This is a genomic window from Nonomuraea sp. NPDC049480, from assembly GCF_044465905.1.
Classification (GTDB): domain Bacteria; phylum Actinomycetota; class Actinomycetes; order Streptosporangiales; family Streptosporangiaceae; genus Nonomuraea.
On record NZ_JBITMD010000012.1, the window covers coordinates 266,828 to 284,630 of the forward strand.

The 17,803-nt window shown below is 70.5% G+C and carries 14 protein-coding genes and 2 pseudogenes; 6 read left to right on the forward strand and 10 right to left on the reverse strand.

All coding sequences use genetic code 11. The features are described 5' to 3' along the window. Positions 1–24: 24 nt before the first annotated feature. Complete coding sequence (locus tag ACIBX3_RS32480) at positions 25–486, reverse strand: hypothetical protein (protein WP_397123640.1); 462 nt, start codon at positions 484–486, stop codon at positions 25–27. A 457-nt stretch (positions 487–943) separates the two neighbouring features. Between ACIBX3_RS32480 and ACIBX3_RS32485 the strand changes: the two genes are divergently transcribed. Both ACIBX3_RS32485 and ACIBX3_RS32490 read left to right on the forward strand, forming a co-directional pair. Then, a complete protein-coding gene (locus ACIBX3_RS32485; protein WP_397123642.1) occupies positions 944–2,224 on the forward strand; it encodes a histidine kinase in 1,281 nt (426 codons plus the stop codon). After that, positions 2,202–2,888, forward strand: coding sequence for a response regulator (locus ACIBX3_RS32490; RefSeq protein WP_397123644.1), 687 nt, complete (start codon positions 2,202–2,204; stop codon positions 2,886–2,888). Before ACIBX3_RS32485 ends, ACIBX3_RS32490 begins: the two co-directional genes overlap by 23 nt. A gap of 8 nt (positions 2,889–2,896) precedes the next feature. On the opposite strand, the pseudogene ACIBX3_RS32495 reads toward ACIBX3_RS32490, so the two are convergent. Beyond that, positions 2,897–3,022 (reverse strand): annotated as a pseudogene (locus ACIBX3_RS32495) (zinc-binding dehydrogenase); the annotation flags it as partial. A gap of 47 nt (positions 3,023–3,069) precedes the next feature. Here ACIBX3_RS32495 and ACIBX3_RS32500 point away from each other — a divergent pair. The 4 genes from ACIBX3_RS32500 to ACIBX3_RS32515 all read left to right on the forward strand — a co-directional run bounded on the left by ACIBX3_RS32500 (position 3,070) and on the right by ACIBX3_RS32515 (position 6,017). Continuing rightward, positions 3,070–3,474 (forward strand): VOC family protein, encoded by a 405-nt coding sequence (locus ACIBX3_RS32500; protein WP_397123646.1) that lies wholly within the window; start codon positions 3,070–3,072, stop codon positions 3,472–3,474. Positions 3,475–3,744: 270 nt separating this feature from the next. Then, a complete protein-coding gene (locus ACIBX3_RS32505) occupies positions 3,745–4,671 on the forward strand; it encodes a hypothetical protein (protein WP_397123648.1) in 927 nt (308 codons plus the stop codon). A 3-nt stretch (positions 4,672–4,674) separates the two neighbouring features. Then, positions 4,675–5,529: a hypothetical protein gene (locus ACIBX3_RS32510; protein WP_397123650.1), complete on the forward strand. Its 855-nt coding sequence runs from the start codon at positions 4,675–4,677 to the stop codon at positions 5,527–5,529. A gap of 134 nt (positions 5,530–5,663) precedes the next feature. Then, the gene (locus ACIBX3_RS32515; RefSeq protein WP_397123652.1) at positions 5,664–6,017 is read left to right on the forward strand and encodes a hypothetical protein; all 354 of its coding nucleotides are present in this window, start codon (positions 5,664–5,666) and stop codon (positions 6,015–6,017) included. 97 nt (positions 6,018–6,114) lie between these two features. Here the strand turns inward: ACIBX3_RS32515 and ACIBX3_RS32520 are convergent, their stop codons facing one another. The 8 genes and pseudogenes from ACIBX3_RS32520 to ACIBX3_RS32555 form a co-directional block, all read right to left on the reverse strand. Beyond that, positions 6,115–11,328, reverse strand: a complete 5,214-nt coding sequence (locus ACIBX3_RS32520) for a DNRLRE domain-containing protein (protein WP_397123654.1) — start codon at positions 11,326–11,328, stop codon at positions 6,115–6,117. Between the two features lie 85 nt (positions 11,329–11,413). Further along, on the reverse strand, positions 11,414–12,376 hold the full coding sequence (locus ACIBX3_RS32525) for a hypothetical protein (protein ID WP_397123656.1): 963 nt from the start codon (positions 12,374–12,376) through the stop codon (positions 11,414–11,416). A gap of 160 nt (positions 12,377–12,536) precedes the next feature. Next, positions 12,537–13,964, reverse strand: a complete 1,428-nt coding sequence (locus ACIBX3_RS32530) for an AMP-binding protein (protein ID WP_397123658.1) — start codon at positions 13,962–13,964, stop codon at positions 12,537–12,539. Next, complete coding sequence (locus ACIBX3_RS32535; RefSeq protein WP_397123660.1) at positions 13,961–14,566, reverse strand: VOC family protein; 606 nt, start codon at positions 14,564–14,566, stop codon at positions 13,961–13,963. Before ACIBX3_RS32535 ends, ACIBX3_RS32530 begins: the two co-directional genes overlap by 4 nt. A 112-nt stretch (positions 14,567–14,678) precedes the next feature. Further along, positions 14,679–15,500 (reverse strand): carbohydrate ABC transporter permease, encoded by an 822-nt coding sequence (locus ACIBX3_RS32540; protein WP_397123662.1) that lies wholly within the window; start codon positions 15,498–15,500, stop codon positions 14,679–14,681. Continuing rightward, positions 15,497–16,414 (reverse strand): carbohydrate ABC transporter permease, encoded by a 918-nt coding sequence (locus ACIBX3_RS32545; protein WP_397123663.1) that lies wholly within the window; start codon positions 16,412–16,414, stop codon positions 15,497–15,499. Before ACIBX3_RS32545 ends, ACIBX3_RS32540 begins: the two co-directional genes overlap by 4 nt. Continuing rightward, positions 16,411–16,791 (reverse strand): annotated as a pseudogene (locus ACIBX3_RS32550) (ABC transporter substrate-binding protein); the annotation flags it as partial. The pseudogene ACIBX3_RS32550 and the gene ACIBX3_RS32545, both read right to left, overlap by 4 nt. 24 nt (positions 16,792–16,815) lie before the next feature. Further along, a complete protein-coding gene (locus ACIBX3_RS32555) occupies positions 16,816–17,766 on the reverse strand; it encodes an extracellular solute-binding protein (RefSeq protein WP_397123665.1) in 951 nt (316 codons plus the stop codon). Positions 17,767–17,803: the final 37 nt, after the last annotated feature.

The window sequence follows — 17,803 nt, forward strand, 5'->3', positions numbered from 1 at the left end:
GACCTGGGGCGCCGCTGCGGGGGGTTAGTTGCGGCAGGTGGGGCTGCGGGTGTACCAGCGCCAGCCGTCGAGGCCGCCGGTGTAGTCGAACTTCACCTCCGTGCAGCCGTTGTTGTTCCTGGCTGTCTGGAAGGTTTTGTGGATCTGCCACGCGGTGACGTTGACCACGCCGAGGCAGACCGCCTTCTGCATCGGTGTCCTGATCCACTTGGACCCGCACCCGGCGCTGGAGAGCGCGCTGACGAGCACATATACGGGGGAGTTCGCGATGTACCGCGACTCGCCCCGGCTCCAACGGGTGTAGATCGACCAGCCGGAGGTCACGCGCGGGTCGGCGACCACCGGGAAGACCGGGGTGACCGTCTGGCCGTCCACGACCTGCGGCGACAGGTCGACAATCAGCTTCAGCGTCGTGCCGTCGATGGTGTAGCGGGCCGGCCAGGTCCGGCCGGCGGCAGTCGCGCCCGCGGGGATCTCCACAGCCATGGCTCTGACCCGGCCATGGGATCGGGAGAACCTAGACCCCGATTTGTGAACATGCCGAATACGCAAGGCGTCTTCCTTTAACTTAACGAGGCGGGCAGGGCGGATTCCGCCGGTGCCGTCGATGAGCAAGGCCGTCCGGTGCGGGTGAGGGGTCAAATCGGAAAGCTACCGGCGGGCGCGATGAGTCGAAATACCGCGCGAAGATGATTTTTGTGTGACTGTGGCGGTACACCTGCGGCGGTATGCCCTCTGAACTCGCGCGGTATATAGCGGAGCCAGAAAGGCAATCGAGGGATATCTGGCTAGTGCCGCCAGCATCTTGGATTTGCCCCCGTTTCGTGAGGACGCGCCGATAAGGTCCTACCGCGGTCGGCGTGATCGCCTCGGACCCTGTTGGGCAGGGCCTGGGGCTGCATTGCCTGCGGAGCGGGGGACAAGATGGCACTAGCATGCGCGGATGCGGACTACCGCGCTGCTGCGGCGGCTGACGACCATCGACCCCCGCATCGTGGACGCGGCGTTGGCGGTGGCGTTCACTTTGATCAACGTGGTCTGGGCGTTGAGCGGTGATCCACGGCAGGCGGTGCGGCCGCCGGACACCTGGTCACTGCTGCTGACCGCGGCGGCCAACCTGCCGTTGGCCTTTCGTCGGCGCTGGCCGCTCGCGGTGCTGGCGGCCTGCTGTACGGCGGCGCTGACGTATCACCTGCTGGGCTACGACCCCGACCAGAACGTCCTGGGGTCGTTGCTGGCACTGTATTCAGTGGCCGCCCATCGGCCACTGTCCGTCTGCCTGGCCGGCAGCGCGCTGACCGTGCTCGCGTGGGCGTACGCCTCGGCGGCGCAAGACCCCGCCGCGACCTGGTGGGCGGCGCTGATCCGGGCGCTGGTCGTGTGCGGCTTCATGGTCGCCTTCGGGCTCATCGCCCGACTCCTGGCGCAGCGGCACCGGCGGCAGGCCGAGCTGACCGCCCGGCTGCGCGAGCTGACCCGGCGGCTGCGCCAGGAGCGCGACAGCACCGCCCGGCTGGCGGCGGCCGGGGAGCGGGTCCGGATCGCGCGCGAGCTGCACGACGTGGTCGCCCATCACGTGTCGGTGATCTCGGTCCAGGCCGAGCTGGGCCAGTACGTCCTCACCTCCGATCCGGCCACCGCCGCCACGGCGCTGGCCACCATCGCCGACACCTCCCGGCAGGCGCTGGAGGAGATGCAACGCCTGCTGTCGATCCTGCGGATCGGGGTCGAGGACTCACCACCGGCCTACGACGCCACCCCGGGACTGGGCGGTCTGGCCGCACTGATCGAACGGGTCCGCACAGCCGGGGTCACCGTAGAACTAACCGAGATCGGCGAACCACGCCCCTTACCGCCGGGGCTGGAGCTGTGCCTGTACCGGATCGTTCAAGAGGGCCTGACCAACATCCTCAAGCACGCCGCCCCCACCCGAGCGCAGCTGACCCTGGAGTATGCCCCCGACGCGGTGACGGTGCAGATCACCGACGACGGCCCCTCAGACAGCCTCGCCAAGCGCCGCCAACCCAGCAAAGTGACGCAAACCACACCGGGTTATGGATTGCTCGGCATGACCGAACGCGTCAAGCTGTACCGCGGCACGATCACCGCGGCTCCGTGCCCCACCGGCGGTTTCCGGGTCGCGGCGCGTGTCCCCCTGCCCGTCCATCCCGGCGAGCAGCCCACCCCGGCGATAGGCAACGATGATCACAGTGTTGGTCGCTGACGATCAGGATCTCATCCGGGTGGGGTTGGTCGCCCTGCTGCGCGCCGCCCCGGACCTGACCGTGGTCGGGGAGGCCGCCGACGGGCACGAAGCGGTACGGCTCGCCGCCGCCACCCACCCTGATGTGATCTTGATGGACATCCGGATGCCCGGCATGGACGGTATCACCGCCACCCGGCACATCCTGACCGACTCCACCGCCCCCCGCCCTCCGCAAATCCTCATTGTCACCACCTTTGACATCGACGAATACGTCTACCAGGCGCTCCGCGCCGGAGCTTGCGGCTTCCTGCTCAAGCAGACCCCGGCCGCACGCCTGCTGTCCGCCATCCACACCGTGGCCGCCGGCGATGTCCTGCTGTCACCCACCAGCACACGCCGACTGATCGAAACTTTCAGCCCCGCCCCTGCGCCCGCCGCCGAGGCCGGCAAAGCCGAGCTGGCCACCCTGACCGCCCGCGAGCTCGAGATCATCACTCTGGTCGGCCGGACTCTGTCCAACCACGACATCGCCGAACGCCTGTGCCTGAGCCAGGCCACCGTGAAAACCCATCTCAACCGCGCCATGACCAAACTCGGTCTGGCCAGCCGTGCGCACGCCGTCGCCCTCGCCTACGACCTGGGACTGGTCACCCCGCGCCGAAACACCCTCGGCATGGCGTAGACGTGATCTCAGCCGCGCGCATCGCCGGCGGGGATGAGGAGGGTCTTGCCGGTGGTGGTCCGCGACTCGATCGCTCGATGCGCGGCGGCTGCCGCCTCGAGCGGGAAGGTCTGGCCGATGACCGGCCGCAACTTCCCGTCGGCCGCGCCCCCCGTTCCCTGCTCCGTGGCAAGATCGCCTGATGCTGCAACTCACGGATTTCATCATCGACTGCCCGGACCCGATGAAGCTGGCGGCCTTCTACTCTGCAGTGACAGGCCGCCCCATCAAGAAGAGTCACAGCCCCGACAACTGGGCCGGCATCGCCTTCGGCGCGATCGAGCTGGCCTTCCAGCGGGTGGAGAACTACCGCCCCCCGCACTGGCCCGACGACGAACACCCCAAGCAGTTCCACCTCGACTTCGAAGTCGACGAAATAGAGCCCGAACAGCGCCGCGTCATCGAACTCGGCGCGACACTGCAGCAGGACATCATCGGGCCCGATGGCTACGGCTGGCGGGTCTACACCGACCCAATTGGGCATCCCTTCTGCCTGTGCCGCAACAAAGGCGTCACGTGGACCGACCAAGGGGTGGTGTTCCCGTAAGCAGGGTTAGTTCTCAAGGCCTGTTTCTTGCGTTCCCGGCCGTCGCCTATGGAGGGGACGCCAGGCATCCGGTCTGCGAGGACGGCTGAGCACCGAGTTGGCGAGCTCCGCCAACTCGGGTGCTCAGTCACAGTGCGCGCGTTGGTGCCTCGCTTATCTGGGGTGACTCTCTATCGGCAGCGCGATCGGTGGCGTTCCCCACGCCCGTGGGGCGCTCGTGCAAGCGATCGGCAAGCGTGCGGAAATGGCTTCCCGAGATAGTCAGGGCTCGTGAGCGCGCTCGTCCTCGACCCCAGCCTTCCTGAGGGGCACCGCCGGCTGATGGCCACCCGCCCGGAGCTCCTGCCCCCTGCGCCGGAACGGCCCGCCTGGGGCGGGCGGACGCCCGGCGACGTCCTGACCGCCCTGCCCCTGTCCACGCTGTGGGGTTTCCTCCCCTTCGTCGTCGGCCTCGTCCACCGTGGCCGGCTCATGCTTCTGGCCGGTTCGCTGCTGCAGGCGGCATCGCTCGCCGTCTGGATCCGGTACGGCTCCACGGCGTTCTTCCTCGCCGCCCTGGCCATGCAGGTCACGGCCTTCCTCGTGCTCCTGGCCCTGGCGGGCGAGTCGCCCGTGGCAGCCTACGGTCGCCGCCACCGCGGCAGGTACGTGACCGCCACCATGCTGGAGCCGCTGGACGCCGCGCTGCTGAAACGGACGGTGGACGCCACCGCCACGGTGCTGCGGTCCAGACTCGACCGGGACGGCCTGCTCGACGGCATCGCCAACCGGGTGATCCTGCCCCGCCAGGCGTGGGAGATCGCCGAGACGCTGACCGAGCTGACCCGGCTGCGGCGCGAGCAGGCCGGCGCACGGTCGGGCCGCGTCACCGAGCGCATCTCCGCCGTGCTCGAACCCCAGGAGGAGGCGCTCAAGGTGGCGACCCGGGCGTTGGCCCGGCGCATCTCCGCCCTGGAGGAATACGCGCGGCGTACCGAGGAGGCCGAGGAGGTGTACGCCGAGTGGCGGACTCTGCAGGATCTGGCCGACGACGGCGACGCCTATCACGAGCTGCTCTCCAGGACCGTGCGCGACGATCTCGCGGCCGGCGAGGTCGGCGAGCTGGCCGAGCGCGCCGGGAGCCTCGAGGCCTCCCTGCGTGAGAGCGTCGAACAGGCCCGGCTCGCCGGCCTCACCCTGATTCCCCAGGAGGGCTGACCCGTGCCTCGCACCTCCGACCGTATGCGGCGGCTCATGGCCCCGTTCCCGTCGTGGATCCCGCTCCTCGGCTCCGCCGTCCTGCTCGCCGAACTGGTCATCGGCATCCCCATGGCCGTCGACGGCGGCGGATCCGACCCGGTGCCCCGTTCGATGGAGAGCTCGTCCCCGATCGTTACGGCCACTCCCGTCAGTCCGCGGTCCGCCGAGCCGTCGCCCACCCCCACCCGCGTGACGCCGACCCCGACTCCGACCCCGACCGGGCCCGAGGTCAGAAGGATCCCCGAAGGGACCGTCGTCAAGCTCCGCCGCTACCGCGGCCAAGGCTCTCCCGTGATCGGCAGGGTGACCGACCCCAAGACCGGCCTGTCGTTCGCCGAGCTGGGCTCCCCGTGGCGGCGAAGCCGCGCGGTCAGCGACGGTCCCGTCAAGGACGGCCGATACAACCTTCGCCAGACTCTGCTGACCGAGACGTACGGCTCGGACGACGATCGCGAGTGGTGGGCCGACATCGACTCCCAGCACCTGTGGTCCGACCTCGACGCCGGAGACAGCCCCTACGACGCCGCCCGGGCGATGCTCGACTACAAACAGGGCGGTGCGTTCCCCAATGGGACGACGGGCCGTGACATCGCCTCGCAGCCGGTGGGGCGTGGCTGGCTGCTCGCCCGGATGATCCAGATGCCGCCGAGCCCGGACGGCCGCAAGGCCAGGCGGGAGCTGTCGGTCGCGATCGCGGTCGATACGGGACGTCCCCGGCCCGCCGTCCTGTGGATCACCATCCCCGACACGCACCAGCGCCTGTGGCCGGACGTCGACACGCTGGTGAAGTCCCTCAAGGTCGTTCCCCGGCGCTGAGCCGCACGCCGCGACCTCGCTCCTCCCGGCGCACGCCCTGGCGCAGTCCGCCCGGAGCGGGGAGGCCACAAATGCGCGACTGTCGTCAGGTTCATCGATGATCACCTTGTTGTGCTGAAGGCAGCAGCACGTGAGTGACCGCGCGCAGCACATCGGGCGAGGCCTGCGCCAGGCTCTCGTCGAACCATTCGCCCTCAGCAGGCAAGCCGTCGAGCAGCGCTGCGGCGCACCCGGTGTCGGTGCGGCTGTTCGTGAGCAACCGGGACGGCGGGCCGGTGCTGCTGCCAGCCTTCACACAGGTGTGGCAGCGGGCCCTTACTCGTGCGGGAATCGTGCCGGTGTTGGAGGAAGGGGAGGCGCGCGGGGCACGGTTCCGTGAACACGGGATGCACATGCTTCGCAAGTACTTCACGAGCGTGCTCCTGGCCGGGGCGGAGAGCCCGAAGGCGGTGGCAGAGTGGCTGGCGGCCCACGGGGACGGCGGATGAGCGTTGTACCAGGTCAGACCAAGCATGTTGCCTCAACCTGTTCTTCAGGATCTGACCGGCGACCCCGCCCGGGAGACCCGGGCGGGGCCGCATCGGCTCAGTACGGCCGCTGGAGGTAGCGGCCGAGCGACGGGTCGTACAGGCGGCCCGACACCAGGACCGTCCCGTCCAGCGTGGTCGGGTGGAACGCGCCGCCCAGCCAGCCGTAACGGCGCGGCTCAGAGGGCACGCCGAACTCGTCGTACCCGGTCACGGTGGCCAGGCCGCTGTCGAGCTCCAGCTCGGTGCCCACGTGCCCCCCGACGGTGAGCAGCAGGACCCGCACCGATCCGGTCGCGCCCGTGAACGCGGCCAGGTCGCCGCCGACGCCGGCCACGTGACGGACGACCGCGCCGTTCTCGGCGGCCCAGGAGGGCCGGTCGCCGTCGGAGGCGTAGTGGTGGACGGTGACAGTGCTCGTCGCGGTGCCCGTTTTGGTGGTCTCGTTCCTGATCCGGCCCGCCGGGTCGTGCGTCCAGGTCAGGCTCCGCTCGCCGGAGGTCTGCTTGGCGGGCAGGCCGCCGGCGAAGTAGCCGATGGTGCGCCCGCCCGGCAGCGAGGTGGTGCGGCCCGCCGGGTCGTAGCCGTAGCCGTCGCCGGTCAGCCTGCCGTCGGAGGTGTAGGCGTACGTGGTGATCGTGGCGGCGGAGTCGTCGGCCACCGGGCAGTCCTCCTCCGACGCCTGCACGGCCAGCCGGACCCGGTTGCCCGCGCCGTCGTGGCCGTAGCGGCGCAGCGTGCACAGCGGGAACGCCATGTCCAGCGCCGAGGCGAGCTGGCCCGCTTGGTCGTAGCCGAGCTGGCGCTCGCTCATGGTGTCGGTGCGCATGCGCAGCAACTCCTGACCGTGGACGTTCCGGCCTATCTGGTCGATCATCACCGGGCCCTCCAGGCCGTCCCGGGTGTAGATCCGGGCGAAGTTCTGGCCGCGCTCGTCGTACGCCGACGCCACGTGCAGCCCGCCCGGCAGGTCGCCCTCGATCTGGCGGCCCTCGGCGTCGTACCGCGCGGTGAAGGTGCCCGCGACCGAGTCGGTGAGCGAAGTCGGCAGGCCGCGCGGCTCTGCCGCGTGGTCGTAGGCGTAGACCCTGGTGGACGGGGCCGAGTCGGTGACCTTGGCCGGGCGGTCGAGGTCGTCGTACTCGGTGCGGGTCAATCCGCCGTCCGCGTCGGTGTGGGACATGACCCGGCCCAGCTTGTCGTAGGCCGTCACGATCTTCTCCGTGCCGCGCCACCGCTCCGTGGGCCGGCCGGTGGCCGGGCTGTAGCCGAGGCCGATCTCGGCCTCCCCGCCGGTCTGGGTCGCGATGGGCCGGCCGGCCTGGTCGCGCTTGATCGTGGTGACCGTGCCTGCCTCGGTCACCGTGTGCGGGAGGCCGGAGGCGGTGTCGTAGGTGTAGGTACGTCCGCCGTCCTGGCACACCAGACCGGCCCACTCGGGCCGCCCGCCGCACGGGGCGCCGCCGGTCGCCGTGTAGAGGGTGGCTCCGGCGGTGTCGGCGGTGACCGCCTTGCCGCCGGGGTCCCGGACCGTCCTGAGCTGCCGGCCGGTGGCCCAGTCGTAGGTGATGGCGGTGGTTCTGACGTCCACGTCGGGCTTGGACTCGCGCCCGACGATCACGGCGCCGGTCTTGACGGTGGTCGGCAGGTCGCGGGCCGTCGCGGAGGCCGGCCGGCCTTCGTCGTACGTGCTGGCGGTGCGGGTCCTGGCGCCGATGGCGTACCCGACCCCCAAGCCGTCCACGTCGGACTCCAGGTTCACGATGTGGACCGGGCTCAGCTCCTCCAGCTTGCGGCGGCCGGAGGCGTCGTAGACGGAGCGGGTGGACAGCAGCTCGGCGCGCTCGTCCGGGGCGTAGCCGGTGATGGCCAGCTCGACGAGCCGGTAGTCGGTCTCAGGACGCTGGGACAGCTCCCTGTTCGCGGCGGTGAGCACCCGCACCGCGTGGCCGAACCGGTCGTAGTCGGTGGCGGACAGGTGCCCGCCCGGGGTCAGGACGTTGACCGCCCGGCCCGACACGTCCAGGTACGTCACGGTGGGACGGGTCGTGGAGCCCGGCGGGTGCACCGCCGTGGCCGTCACGGGCGCCGCCGCCTGCCCCCAGCCCGCCACCTGCGCGGCCGTCATGTCCGCCGGGCCGCCGCCCGCCTTGGTGAGCGGGACGCCGTGGACGACCGTGGTCCTCGCCTCGCCGGCGACCTGGTCGGCGGTGCCGGGCTTGAGCGTGGCGCGGGTGACGGAGCGCAGGCGGCCGTCGGTCTCGTAGGCGAAGGTCCACGGCAGCTCGCCGGGCGGGGTGAGTGTGGCGACGCGGCCGGCGGAGTCGTACCCGTAGAGGGTCTTCAGCGGCGGGCTGATCCGCGGGTCCCACGCCTCGGCGAGCCGGCCGGCGCCGTCGTAGCCGTACTGGGCGATCACCGCTCCCTTGAGGGAGACGGTGGCCAGACGGCCGGCGGCGTCGTAACCCAGTTCCATCGTGTGCCCCGACCGGGTGATCGACTTGAGCCGGCCGGTCTGCTCGTAGGCGTGGCCGGCGGGGACGTACACGTCCCCCTGCTTGGCGAAGGAGGTGACCTCGCCGCGGGCGTCGGTGAGCGTGTACGTGCCGGTGAGGGTCAGGTCCTCGGCGCCGGGCTCCGGCTTCCAGCCGTCCTTGGTCTTGGTGAACTGCACCGGGGTGCCGTCGGCCCGGGTCAGCTCGACCGAGGTGGGCGAGGTCTCCTTGAGCAGGGTCAGCACGGGCGACCACGCGGCGCCGGGGTCGCGTGAGGAGGCCGTCCGGCCGAGCGTCAGGCCGAAGGGGCCTGCCGCCGTGGTCTGGAGGCGGTAGTCGCCGGTGAGCAGGTTCAGCGTGCCGGGGCCGACCTGGCTGGTGGCGGCCCGGGTTGCGCGGCGGTCCACGACGACCTCGGCCGGGCGGGACTCAGCCGTGGCCCCGGCCGAGCCCGAGATCAGCGCGCGCACCTGGACCGCGGCGTCGCCGAGCTGGGTCGCGGCGTCCCAGACCAGGCCGGACACCCCGTTGGGGGCCGCGACGGGCCAGGCGGCCAGCGGCTTGCCGTCCGCGCCGGCGACGTTCGCCACCGGCAGGTCCGCCCAGGCGTCGGTCTCGGAGCGCCGGTACTGGAACCTGGCCTGGGTGAAGGCCGTGCCCGTCACGGAGAGGGGCACCTTGCCGGTGCTGCGCAGGCCGTCCGCGGGGGCGGTCAGCGAGGCCACGGCCGCGCCGGAACCCACGTTGAAGGTGTAGGCCGTCGTCGGGGAGGCGTTGCCGGCCTTGTCGATGGTGTACACGCTGAGGGTGTGAGCGCCCGTCGTGGCGGGCGTCAGCTTGGCGGTGACGGCCGCGCCGGTGGTGAGCACCTTCGTGGTGGCGCCGCCGCCGAGCTTGTAGGCGATCCAGCCGGTGTCGGTGTTCGCCGGCGTGAGGGTGAACGTGCCCGCCTTGCCGGCGTCGCCGTGCCAGCCGCCGTCGTTCGGATAGTCCGCCGAGCTCACCTTGGGCGCGGGCGGCTTGGCGGTGTCGACCGAGAACGCCCTGGTCTGGTACGCCTTCGACGTCAGTGAGCCGTCGTTGGCCCACGACCTGATCGTGTACGTCTTGCCATGGGCGAGCTTGCCCGCGGGCGCGTTCGCGCCGGAGAAGCCGTTGCTGGCCACGTATGCGCCGTAGAGGTTGTCGATCAGCAGCGTGGAGCCCGCGTACACGTCGAACAGGCCGCGCACGTTCCCGCCGTCGGGGTCGCGCACGTGGTTGCGCAGTTGCGGGGTGAGCGTGTTGGTCCAGAGGGTGCCGTCGTACTCGGTGAACGGCGCGACCCAGGTGGAGACCGGGGTGCTCGGGTAGGAGTTGTACGTCACCGAGATGACCGGCACCTTCGACGCGGCGTTGCCCGAGTTGAACCGCTTCCAGGCGTACTCGTCCGACTCGCTGGCGGCCCGCAGGCCCATGCCGGACTCCTTCCAGCCTTGGGTGGCATAGTGCTGCACCAGCGAGGTGACGTTGGCGGTGACCCAGCCGTCGGCGCAGCCGCTCCCGTAACCCTTCGTCTGGCTGGAGGAGGCGTACTTGGCCGCCATGTGCGGCCCCGGCCAGCGCGACGACTTGGTGGCGCGGTCGGCCGACCAGACCTCCCACGAGCGGGCGTCGCACGACCACGAGTGGTAGTTCCAGAGCTTCAGCGTGGCCGAGACGATCTTCTTGCCCGCGATGCCGGGGGTCTTCCACGTGATGAACGACCGGGCCACCTGGCCGCTGCCGTTGTTGCCGATCTTGAGTTCGTCGACGCCCGACTGGTCGGTGCCGTAGCCCTCCTGCACGAACGTGTCGAAGACCTGGCCCAGGTTGAGCGACGGGTCCACGGTGACGGGATACGTCGTGGCCGGGTCGTTCAGGAAGGCCGGGTCCGGGGTGAGGACGAGGTCGTCGCCGGAGACCTTCATGCCCACGGGGGCGCGGCGCAGATGCTCGCCGGAGACCGGATGCTTGGCGGCGTCCCACATGACCGGCGCGGGGATGGTGACGGCGACCTTGCCCTTGTCGTCGATCAGCTCCACGCCACCGCCGGCCTCGCGCAGCCGGAGGCCCGGCGCCTTCAGCCCCAGCGTGTACGTCAGCGGGCCGGACGGACGGGACTTGAGCAGGAGGAACTGCTCGGCGCCCGTTCTGGTGGCGGTGACGACCAGGTCGGCGCCCGGCATGACGTCCGGGTACGTGGCCGTCTCGCCGGACAGGCGCGGCGCGGGCAGCGTGCCCTTCCACTGCATGGTCACCTTGGCGGCGCCCTCGCCGATCGTGATCAGGTCGGTGGGCGCTGACGCGCCGGCCTGCCGGGTGCCCATGCCGGCGCGTCCGCCGCCGAATCTGAGCGCGCGGCCGTGCCCGCGGGTCACGATCTCGCCTGACGGCGCCCTGGTGAGCGAGATGTCCACCGGGGCCCATTCGCCGTCGCGGCGGAACCTGACGGGGCCGGCGAACGAGTCGACCGTCAGCGTGCCGTCGGGGTTGGCGTAGGTGGTGGTGGTCTCGGTACGGGCGTCCGCGACCTCGACGCGCCGGCCGGTCAGGCGGGCGGACAGCCGGGCGGAGGCCTCGTCGGGCGCGCTCGGCTCGGCCGCGAGGCTGGCGGGGGCGCTCGGGTCGTCGACCGGCTTGGCGGCGGTGGCGGCCGGGGACGGCGAGGCGGCGGGCGGTTCGGCGGCGGCGGGTGACGGGGGCGCGGCCAGCGGCAGAAGCAGGAGGGCGAGGCCACCGGCGAGAGCCCGTGGCATGAGGGCAGGCATGGGTGCTCCGGGAGATGTGCGCGTAGGGCGACGCCCCCGCCGGATCTGGCGGGGGCGTCAGGATGGTGCGGGGTTACTTGCTCTGGCAGCTCTTCTTGCGTACCTCGCCCCAGGCGATCGGCCCGCCCGGGACGTACTGGAGGCGGATCGCGAAGCACTGGTTCTTGTTCGCGGCTTCCCGGACCTTGTAGATGAACGAGGCGACGCCCGCCACGATGATCATCTTGCAGGCCAGCTTGATCTTGCCCTTGGTCTTGCCGCAGGCGGACTTCATCGCTTCGGCCGCGGCGGCAGCGCCGCCGTACAGCCAGGCGCTGTGGATCTTCTTGGTGAGCTTCTTCGAGAAGATCACCCGGCACATGGCCTTCCACCACTCGCACTGCAGTTTCAGCGCCGGGTCGGCGACCACGGGGTAAGCGGCGCCCGCGTGGTCGACCGTCTGGATGAGCGTCATGCCCTCCACCCGGTAGCTGGTCGGGACCGCGTTGCCGTTGGCGTCCTTGGCCCACGGCAGGTCGATCTCACCGATGTAGAAGTCGTCCTGGTAGATCAGCACGGTGCCGTCGTCGTCCTCGACCTCCAGCATGCTGCCCTCGGGGGCGGAGATCGGGAAGCGGTACTCGGTCGGCGCCGAGGCGTCCTTGATGATGGTCAGCGCCCGGGCGATCTGGCCGGTGCGCTGGTGCGCGTAGGCCACGCTGGGCTGCTTGGCGGCGTAGGTGACCAGGCCGGGCAGCGGCTGGTTGCCGGTGCCCGCGGCCTCCGGCATGCCGATGCCGATCTCGGTCTCGGAGACGGACACCGACAGGGTGCGGTCGGGGTCCGTCGCGACGGCGAACGGCTTCTGGACGTCGCCCTCCGGGATCTCGGTGGGCGGGACGGTCTTGGCCTCTTCGACGATCTCGGGGACCACCTGGGTGAGGGCTGCCAGGGCGGGGTCCTCCTGCGCGAAGGCCGGGGTGCCGGCCACGCCCGCGCTGCTGATTGCCAGGGCCGTCGCTAAGGTGACGACGAATGCCCGAGCGGAAATGCGCATGGATGTCCTTCCACATGCGGTGGGGGGTATTGCACAAACGCCGCAAACGTAAAGATCATCGGCGACCATCTGGGTGATCTTGGATGGCCGGTCCGTAAACGTTTGCCGTCGTCCAGGGTTGACTCGCGCGTTTACGGACGGTCACCGCAGGGCGGGCCCGTCATCCCAGGTCGAGCCCTCCGAGGCCGGAGGGTAGCCGGTGCTTGGCCACTCGGGCGGTGGGCGTCCTGGGCAGGGCGTCCAGCTGCTGCCAGAAGCGCGGCACCTTGTACGGCGCCAGCCGCGCGGCCGTCCAGTCGCGCAGCGCCGCCAGGTCGAGCTCGCGCCCGGGGGCCGCGACCACGAACGCCTTCACCTCTTCGTCCGTCAGCTCGGACGGGACCCCCACCACCGCGCATTCGAGCACGTCGGGGTGGCCCTCCAGGGTCTCCTCCACCTCCAGGGGCGAGAGGTTCTCGCCGCGGCGCCGGATGACCTCCTTCTTGCGCGCCACGAACGTGTAGGTCCCGTCGGGGCCGGCCGTCACCAGGTCGCCCGTGTGCAGCCAGCCGTCCTTGACGGTCCGGGCGGTCTCCTCCGGCATGTTCCAGTAGCCGGGAGTCACGGCCGGGTTGCGCAGCAGCAGCTCGCCGTCCTCCGCCACGCGGGCGTGGTTGATGACGCCCAGCGTGGGGTGCTGGCGCGGGGTGCCGAGCGTCTCGTACGGGCGGGCGCCGCGCGGCCAGATCAGGCCGTACGGGGTCTCCGACAGGGCGTAGCCGACCACGATCTCCAGGCCGAAGCGGCGTTCGATCTCCAGCTGCCGCTCGCGCGGCGGGGCCGGGCCCGTATAGCACAGCCGCAGCGGGTTGTCGGCGTCGTCCGGCCGCGGCGGGCGGCGCATGAGGATCTCCAGCATGGCGCCGATCGCGTTGAACTCGGTGGCGCCGTGGCTGCGGGCGTCGTCCAGGAACGTGCTCGCCGAGAAGCGGGGGAGCAGGACCAGACCGGCGCCGCAGGACAGGGAGCCCATCACGGAGTAGGCCGGGGCGTTGATGTGGAACAGCGGAAGCGACGTCATCAGCCGGTCCCGGCCGGTGAGGCCGAGCCAGTGCGGGAAGCCCTGCCCGGCCAGGGCGTAGGCCCGGTGGGTCTGCATGACCAGCTTGGAGCGGCCGGTCGTGCCGGAGGTGGGGATGAGGACGGCCAGGTCGTCCGGCTTCACCAGGTCCGCCTGCAGGCCGGCGGGCTCCGGCCACGGACCCGGCGTGCGGATGACGTGGGCGGGTTTCGCCTGCTCGATGAGGGCGTCCAGCTCGCGGTCCGTGCTGCGCGGGTTGACCGGGAGCGTGATGGCGCCCAGCGTGGTCAGCGCGAGCCAGCAGATCAGGTCGCGTGGGGTGGTCCTGGCCACGAGCATGACGACGTCGCCGCGGCGTACGCCTTGGGTGGCGAGCGCCTGGGCCTCGCCGCCCACCAGCGCGGCGGCCTCGGCGAACGTGATCGCGGGGGCCGCGTCGCGGTGCAGCCAGGCGCCGTCGCCGTCGCGGCCGGCGGCGGCGGCGAGCAACTGCGGGATCGTGGCGGGGTCCGCTCCGGGAGTCGTCAAGGCTCCAGCGTGATCCCTTCGCGCCTGAGGTCCTCGATGATGCCGTCCACCAGGCGCGTGGCGACCGTGTGGTGGAGGTGGCCGTCGTCGCGCAGCTCGCGTACGGCGGGCACCGGGTCCGGGTCGGCGAACAGCCGCTCGTCGCCGTAGTCGGCCGGCCGCCCGGTCGGGTCGATGGTCCAGTAGGACGCCTCCAGCGCGATGCCGTTCGGGTCGCTGAAGTAGATCGACCGCAGGAAGCCGTGGTCGATCACGTCGGTGACCTCGCAGCCGTGCGCCTTGAGCCGGTCGCGCATGCGGTTGAGCGCGTCCTCGTCCGGCAGGTGCAGCGCCAGGTGGTCGAACTGCGCAGCCTTCGCGTACGGCACGCCGGCGGGCTTGGCGAAGCTGTCGAGCGGCTGGTCGGTGTACTCGAAGAAGGCGATCGTGTTGCCCGGCGCCACCTCGAAGAAGTAGTGCTTGAACGCGGGAATGGCAAGGGTGGTGACCAGGCGGGCGCCGAGCACGCCGTGCCAGAAGCGCACGGTGGCGTCCATGTCCGCGGTCACCAGGGCTAGATGGTGCACTCCGCGCCAGTGCACCGGATCGGGGGTCTCAGCCATGCCTCAACCGTACGCCTTTCAACTACCTCCGTTAAGTCATTGCCTCGTGGCGCTTGGCCGCCGGCGGGCGGATGCCGGTACGTGACCGACGAGAGCGGGGCGGTGACGGGTGTCAGCCCTTCACCGAGCCGGCGAAGCTGAAGGAACTGGCCAGATACTTGTTGACGGCCACGTACAGCATCACGGCGGGGGCCGTGTAGAGGATGGAGAAGGCGGCCAGCTGGCCGTAGGCGACCTGGCCGTACTCCGAGAAGAACGTGTAGACGGTGACCGCCGCGGGTTGTTTCTCCGGGGTGTCCAGCAGGACGAACGGGGCGAAGAAGTTGCCCCATTGGCCGACGAAGACGAAGATCGCCACGACCGCGATGCCCGGGGCCATCAACGGGCCCACCACGGCCGTCAGGGAGCGCACCCAGCCCGCGCCGTCCACCCAGGCGGCCTCCTCCAGGTTCACCGGCACGCCGTCCATGAAGTTCTTCATCATCCAGATCGAGAACGGCAGCGAGCTCGCCGTCAGGAACAGCACCATCGCGGGGACGGAGCCGTACAGGTTGAAGCGGAAGAACATCGCGTAGACCGGCACCAGGATCGCGGTCACCGGCAGGCCCGTCGTGAACAGCAGGGTCAGCATGAAGTGACGGCGGTAGCGGAGCTGGTAGCGCGACAGCGGGTACGCCGCCAGGCCCGACACGAGCACGGTCAGGATCGCGGTGGCGCCCGAGATGACGATCGAGTTGATCAGCGGGAGGATGATCGTCTCCCAGGTCAGGACGGCCTTGAAGTTGTCCAGGGAGAAGGCCGGGGTGAGGGAGGCGGACAGTGTGGCCTCCGGCTGCACCGAGGCGATCAGGACCCACAGGAACGGGCCGAGGAAGGCCAGGGCGATGAGCAGCAGGGCCAGCCCCGCCGCGCCCCTCGCGGCCAGCCGCGTCATGCTTCCTCCACCTTGATCAGGCGCAGGTAGACCAGCGAGAACAGGGCGCCGATCACCAGCAGGACCAGCGCGATCGCGGAGCCGTAGCCGATCTCGAAGTAGCGGAACGCCTGCTCGTACATGTACAGCGGCGTCGTCTGGCTGGCCGTGCCCGGCCCGCCGCCGGTGAGGGCGTAGATGAGGCCGAAGCTGGCCAGGGTCTGCAGGGTGATCAGCATGAGGTTGGCCATGATCGATCTGCGGATCAGCGGGAGCGTGATGTGCAGGAGACGGCGGCCGGGACCCGCGCCGTCCACGGCGGCGGCCTCCACCAGGTCGGCGGGGACCTCCGAGAGCGCGGCCGAGTACACCAGCATCGAGAACGCCGTGCCGCGCCAGATGTTGGCGAGGACGACCGCGACCATCGGCGCCGTGTAGAGCCACTCCTGGTCGATGCCGAGGACGGTGTTGAGCGTGCCCTCCTCGGCCAGGAACGAGAACCAGCAGGCCGCGGCCACGACCTCCGGCACCACCCAGGCGGCGATCACCACGCCGTTGACCACGCTGCGGGTCACCCGGCCGCGGCCGCGCTGGAGGAGGGCGATGATCAGGCCCAGAGTGTTCTGGCCGATGACGGCCGAGCCGATGACGAAGACGAACGTCAGGAAGAAGGAGTTCAGGAAGTTCGGGTCGCCGAAGAGCTTGACGAAGTTGGCGAAGCCGACGAACCGCGAGTTCACCGAGGCCGAGCCGGTGAGCGTCTCGTTGGTGAACGCGATGTACACGCTCCACAGGATCGGCCCGGCCAGGAACAACGCCAGCAGCACCAGGGCCGGGCCGAGCGGGAGGAGCCGGCGCAGCGCCCCGCGCCGTGCCGGGCCGCGGGGAGCGGGGCTCGTCACGGGCGGGGACGGCGGCGCCGTGGCGACCGTCATCGGGCCAGGACCTTGTCGGCGCCTCCCACCGCGGCCGGCAGCGCCTTGACGTACGCGGCCGTCGCCTCCTCAGGTGTCCGCGCGCCGGTCGTGACCGCCTCCATGGCCTCCTGGACCTCGGTGGACACCTTGGGGTACTCCTCGAAGGCGGGCCGGTAGCGGGTGACGGACGCCAGGTCGGTCCAGAACTTGACGCTCGGGTTGCCCTCGCTGTACTTCGGGTCGGCGGCCACGTCCTTGCGGGTGGCCAGGTCGCCGGTGCCGACCGAGTACACCATCGAGTTCTCCTTGTTGGTGGCCACGGTGATGAAGTCGAACGCCTCCTGCTTGTTCTTCGTGTACGCGCTCATCGCCATCACCCAGCCGCCCGACATGCTGACCGCACCCGGCGGCTCGCCGTTCTACGTGGGCATGCGGGTCCAGCCGATCTTCTCCGTCCACTCGGGCCACGGCTTCGTGCCGGTCGGCTTCCACGGGGAGGAAGCCCAGGCGCCGTCGAGGGAGATGCCGATCTTGGCTTGGGGGAACCACTCGAAGGCGATCTTGTCGTAGAGCTTGGCGTTGTGGGCGTCGGCCTGCCTGGGGCCGAGTTCCTCGCGGTAGATGGTGTTGATGAAGGTCAGGGCGTCGGTGAAGTTCTTGCCGCCGGCCACCCACTTCTTCTGCGTCTCGTCGTAGAGGGTGCCGCCGGGGGTGCCGTACAGGAGCATCTCGAAGCCCTGCATGGTCGACGCCTCGCCGTGGATCTTCGTGGAGTACATGCTGAACGGGATCACGCCCGGGACCTTCTGCTTGATCGTCCGGGCCGCCGTCAGCACGTCGTTCCAGGTCTTGGGCTCCCACGGGACCGGTAATCCGGCTTTGGCGAAGACGTCCTTCTGGTACCAGAGGCCGCGCGTGTCCGTGCTGATCGGCACGCCGTAGATCTTGCCGTCCCCGCCCTTGGCGGCCTCCTTGACCGAGTCGGGGAACTGCGTGTTCCAATCGGGCCACTTGGCGAGGTAGCCGTCGAGCGGGGCCAGCTTGCCCGCCGCGACGTCGGCGTTGACCTGGAAGGTGTCGTGGTAGTAGAGATCGGGCGCCGAGTCGGGGGAGCGGTTGAGCAGCGCCAGCTTCGTGTAGTACGCCTCGTTGTTGCCCTGGACGGCGGTGAGCTTGACCTTGACGCCCGGATGGGCGGCTTCGTACTGCTTCTTCGCGCCGGTGAGCATCTTCTCCAGATGCGGCCACGTCGGCTCGACCTTGTAGAGGACCTCGAGTTCCTTGCTGCCGGCGGCGTCCTGCGCGGGGCCGGCGCCGCAGCCGGCGACGGCTGTCAGCAGCAGGAGGGAACCGGCCAGCGTCCGTTTCATCACGGCCTCCCCTTGTTTCCTTGGGTTGACTGGAACG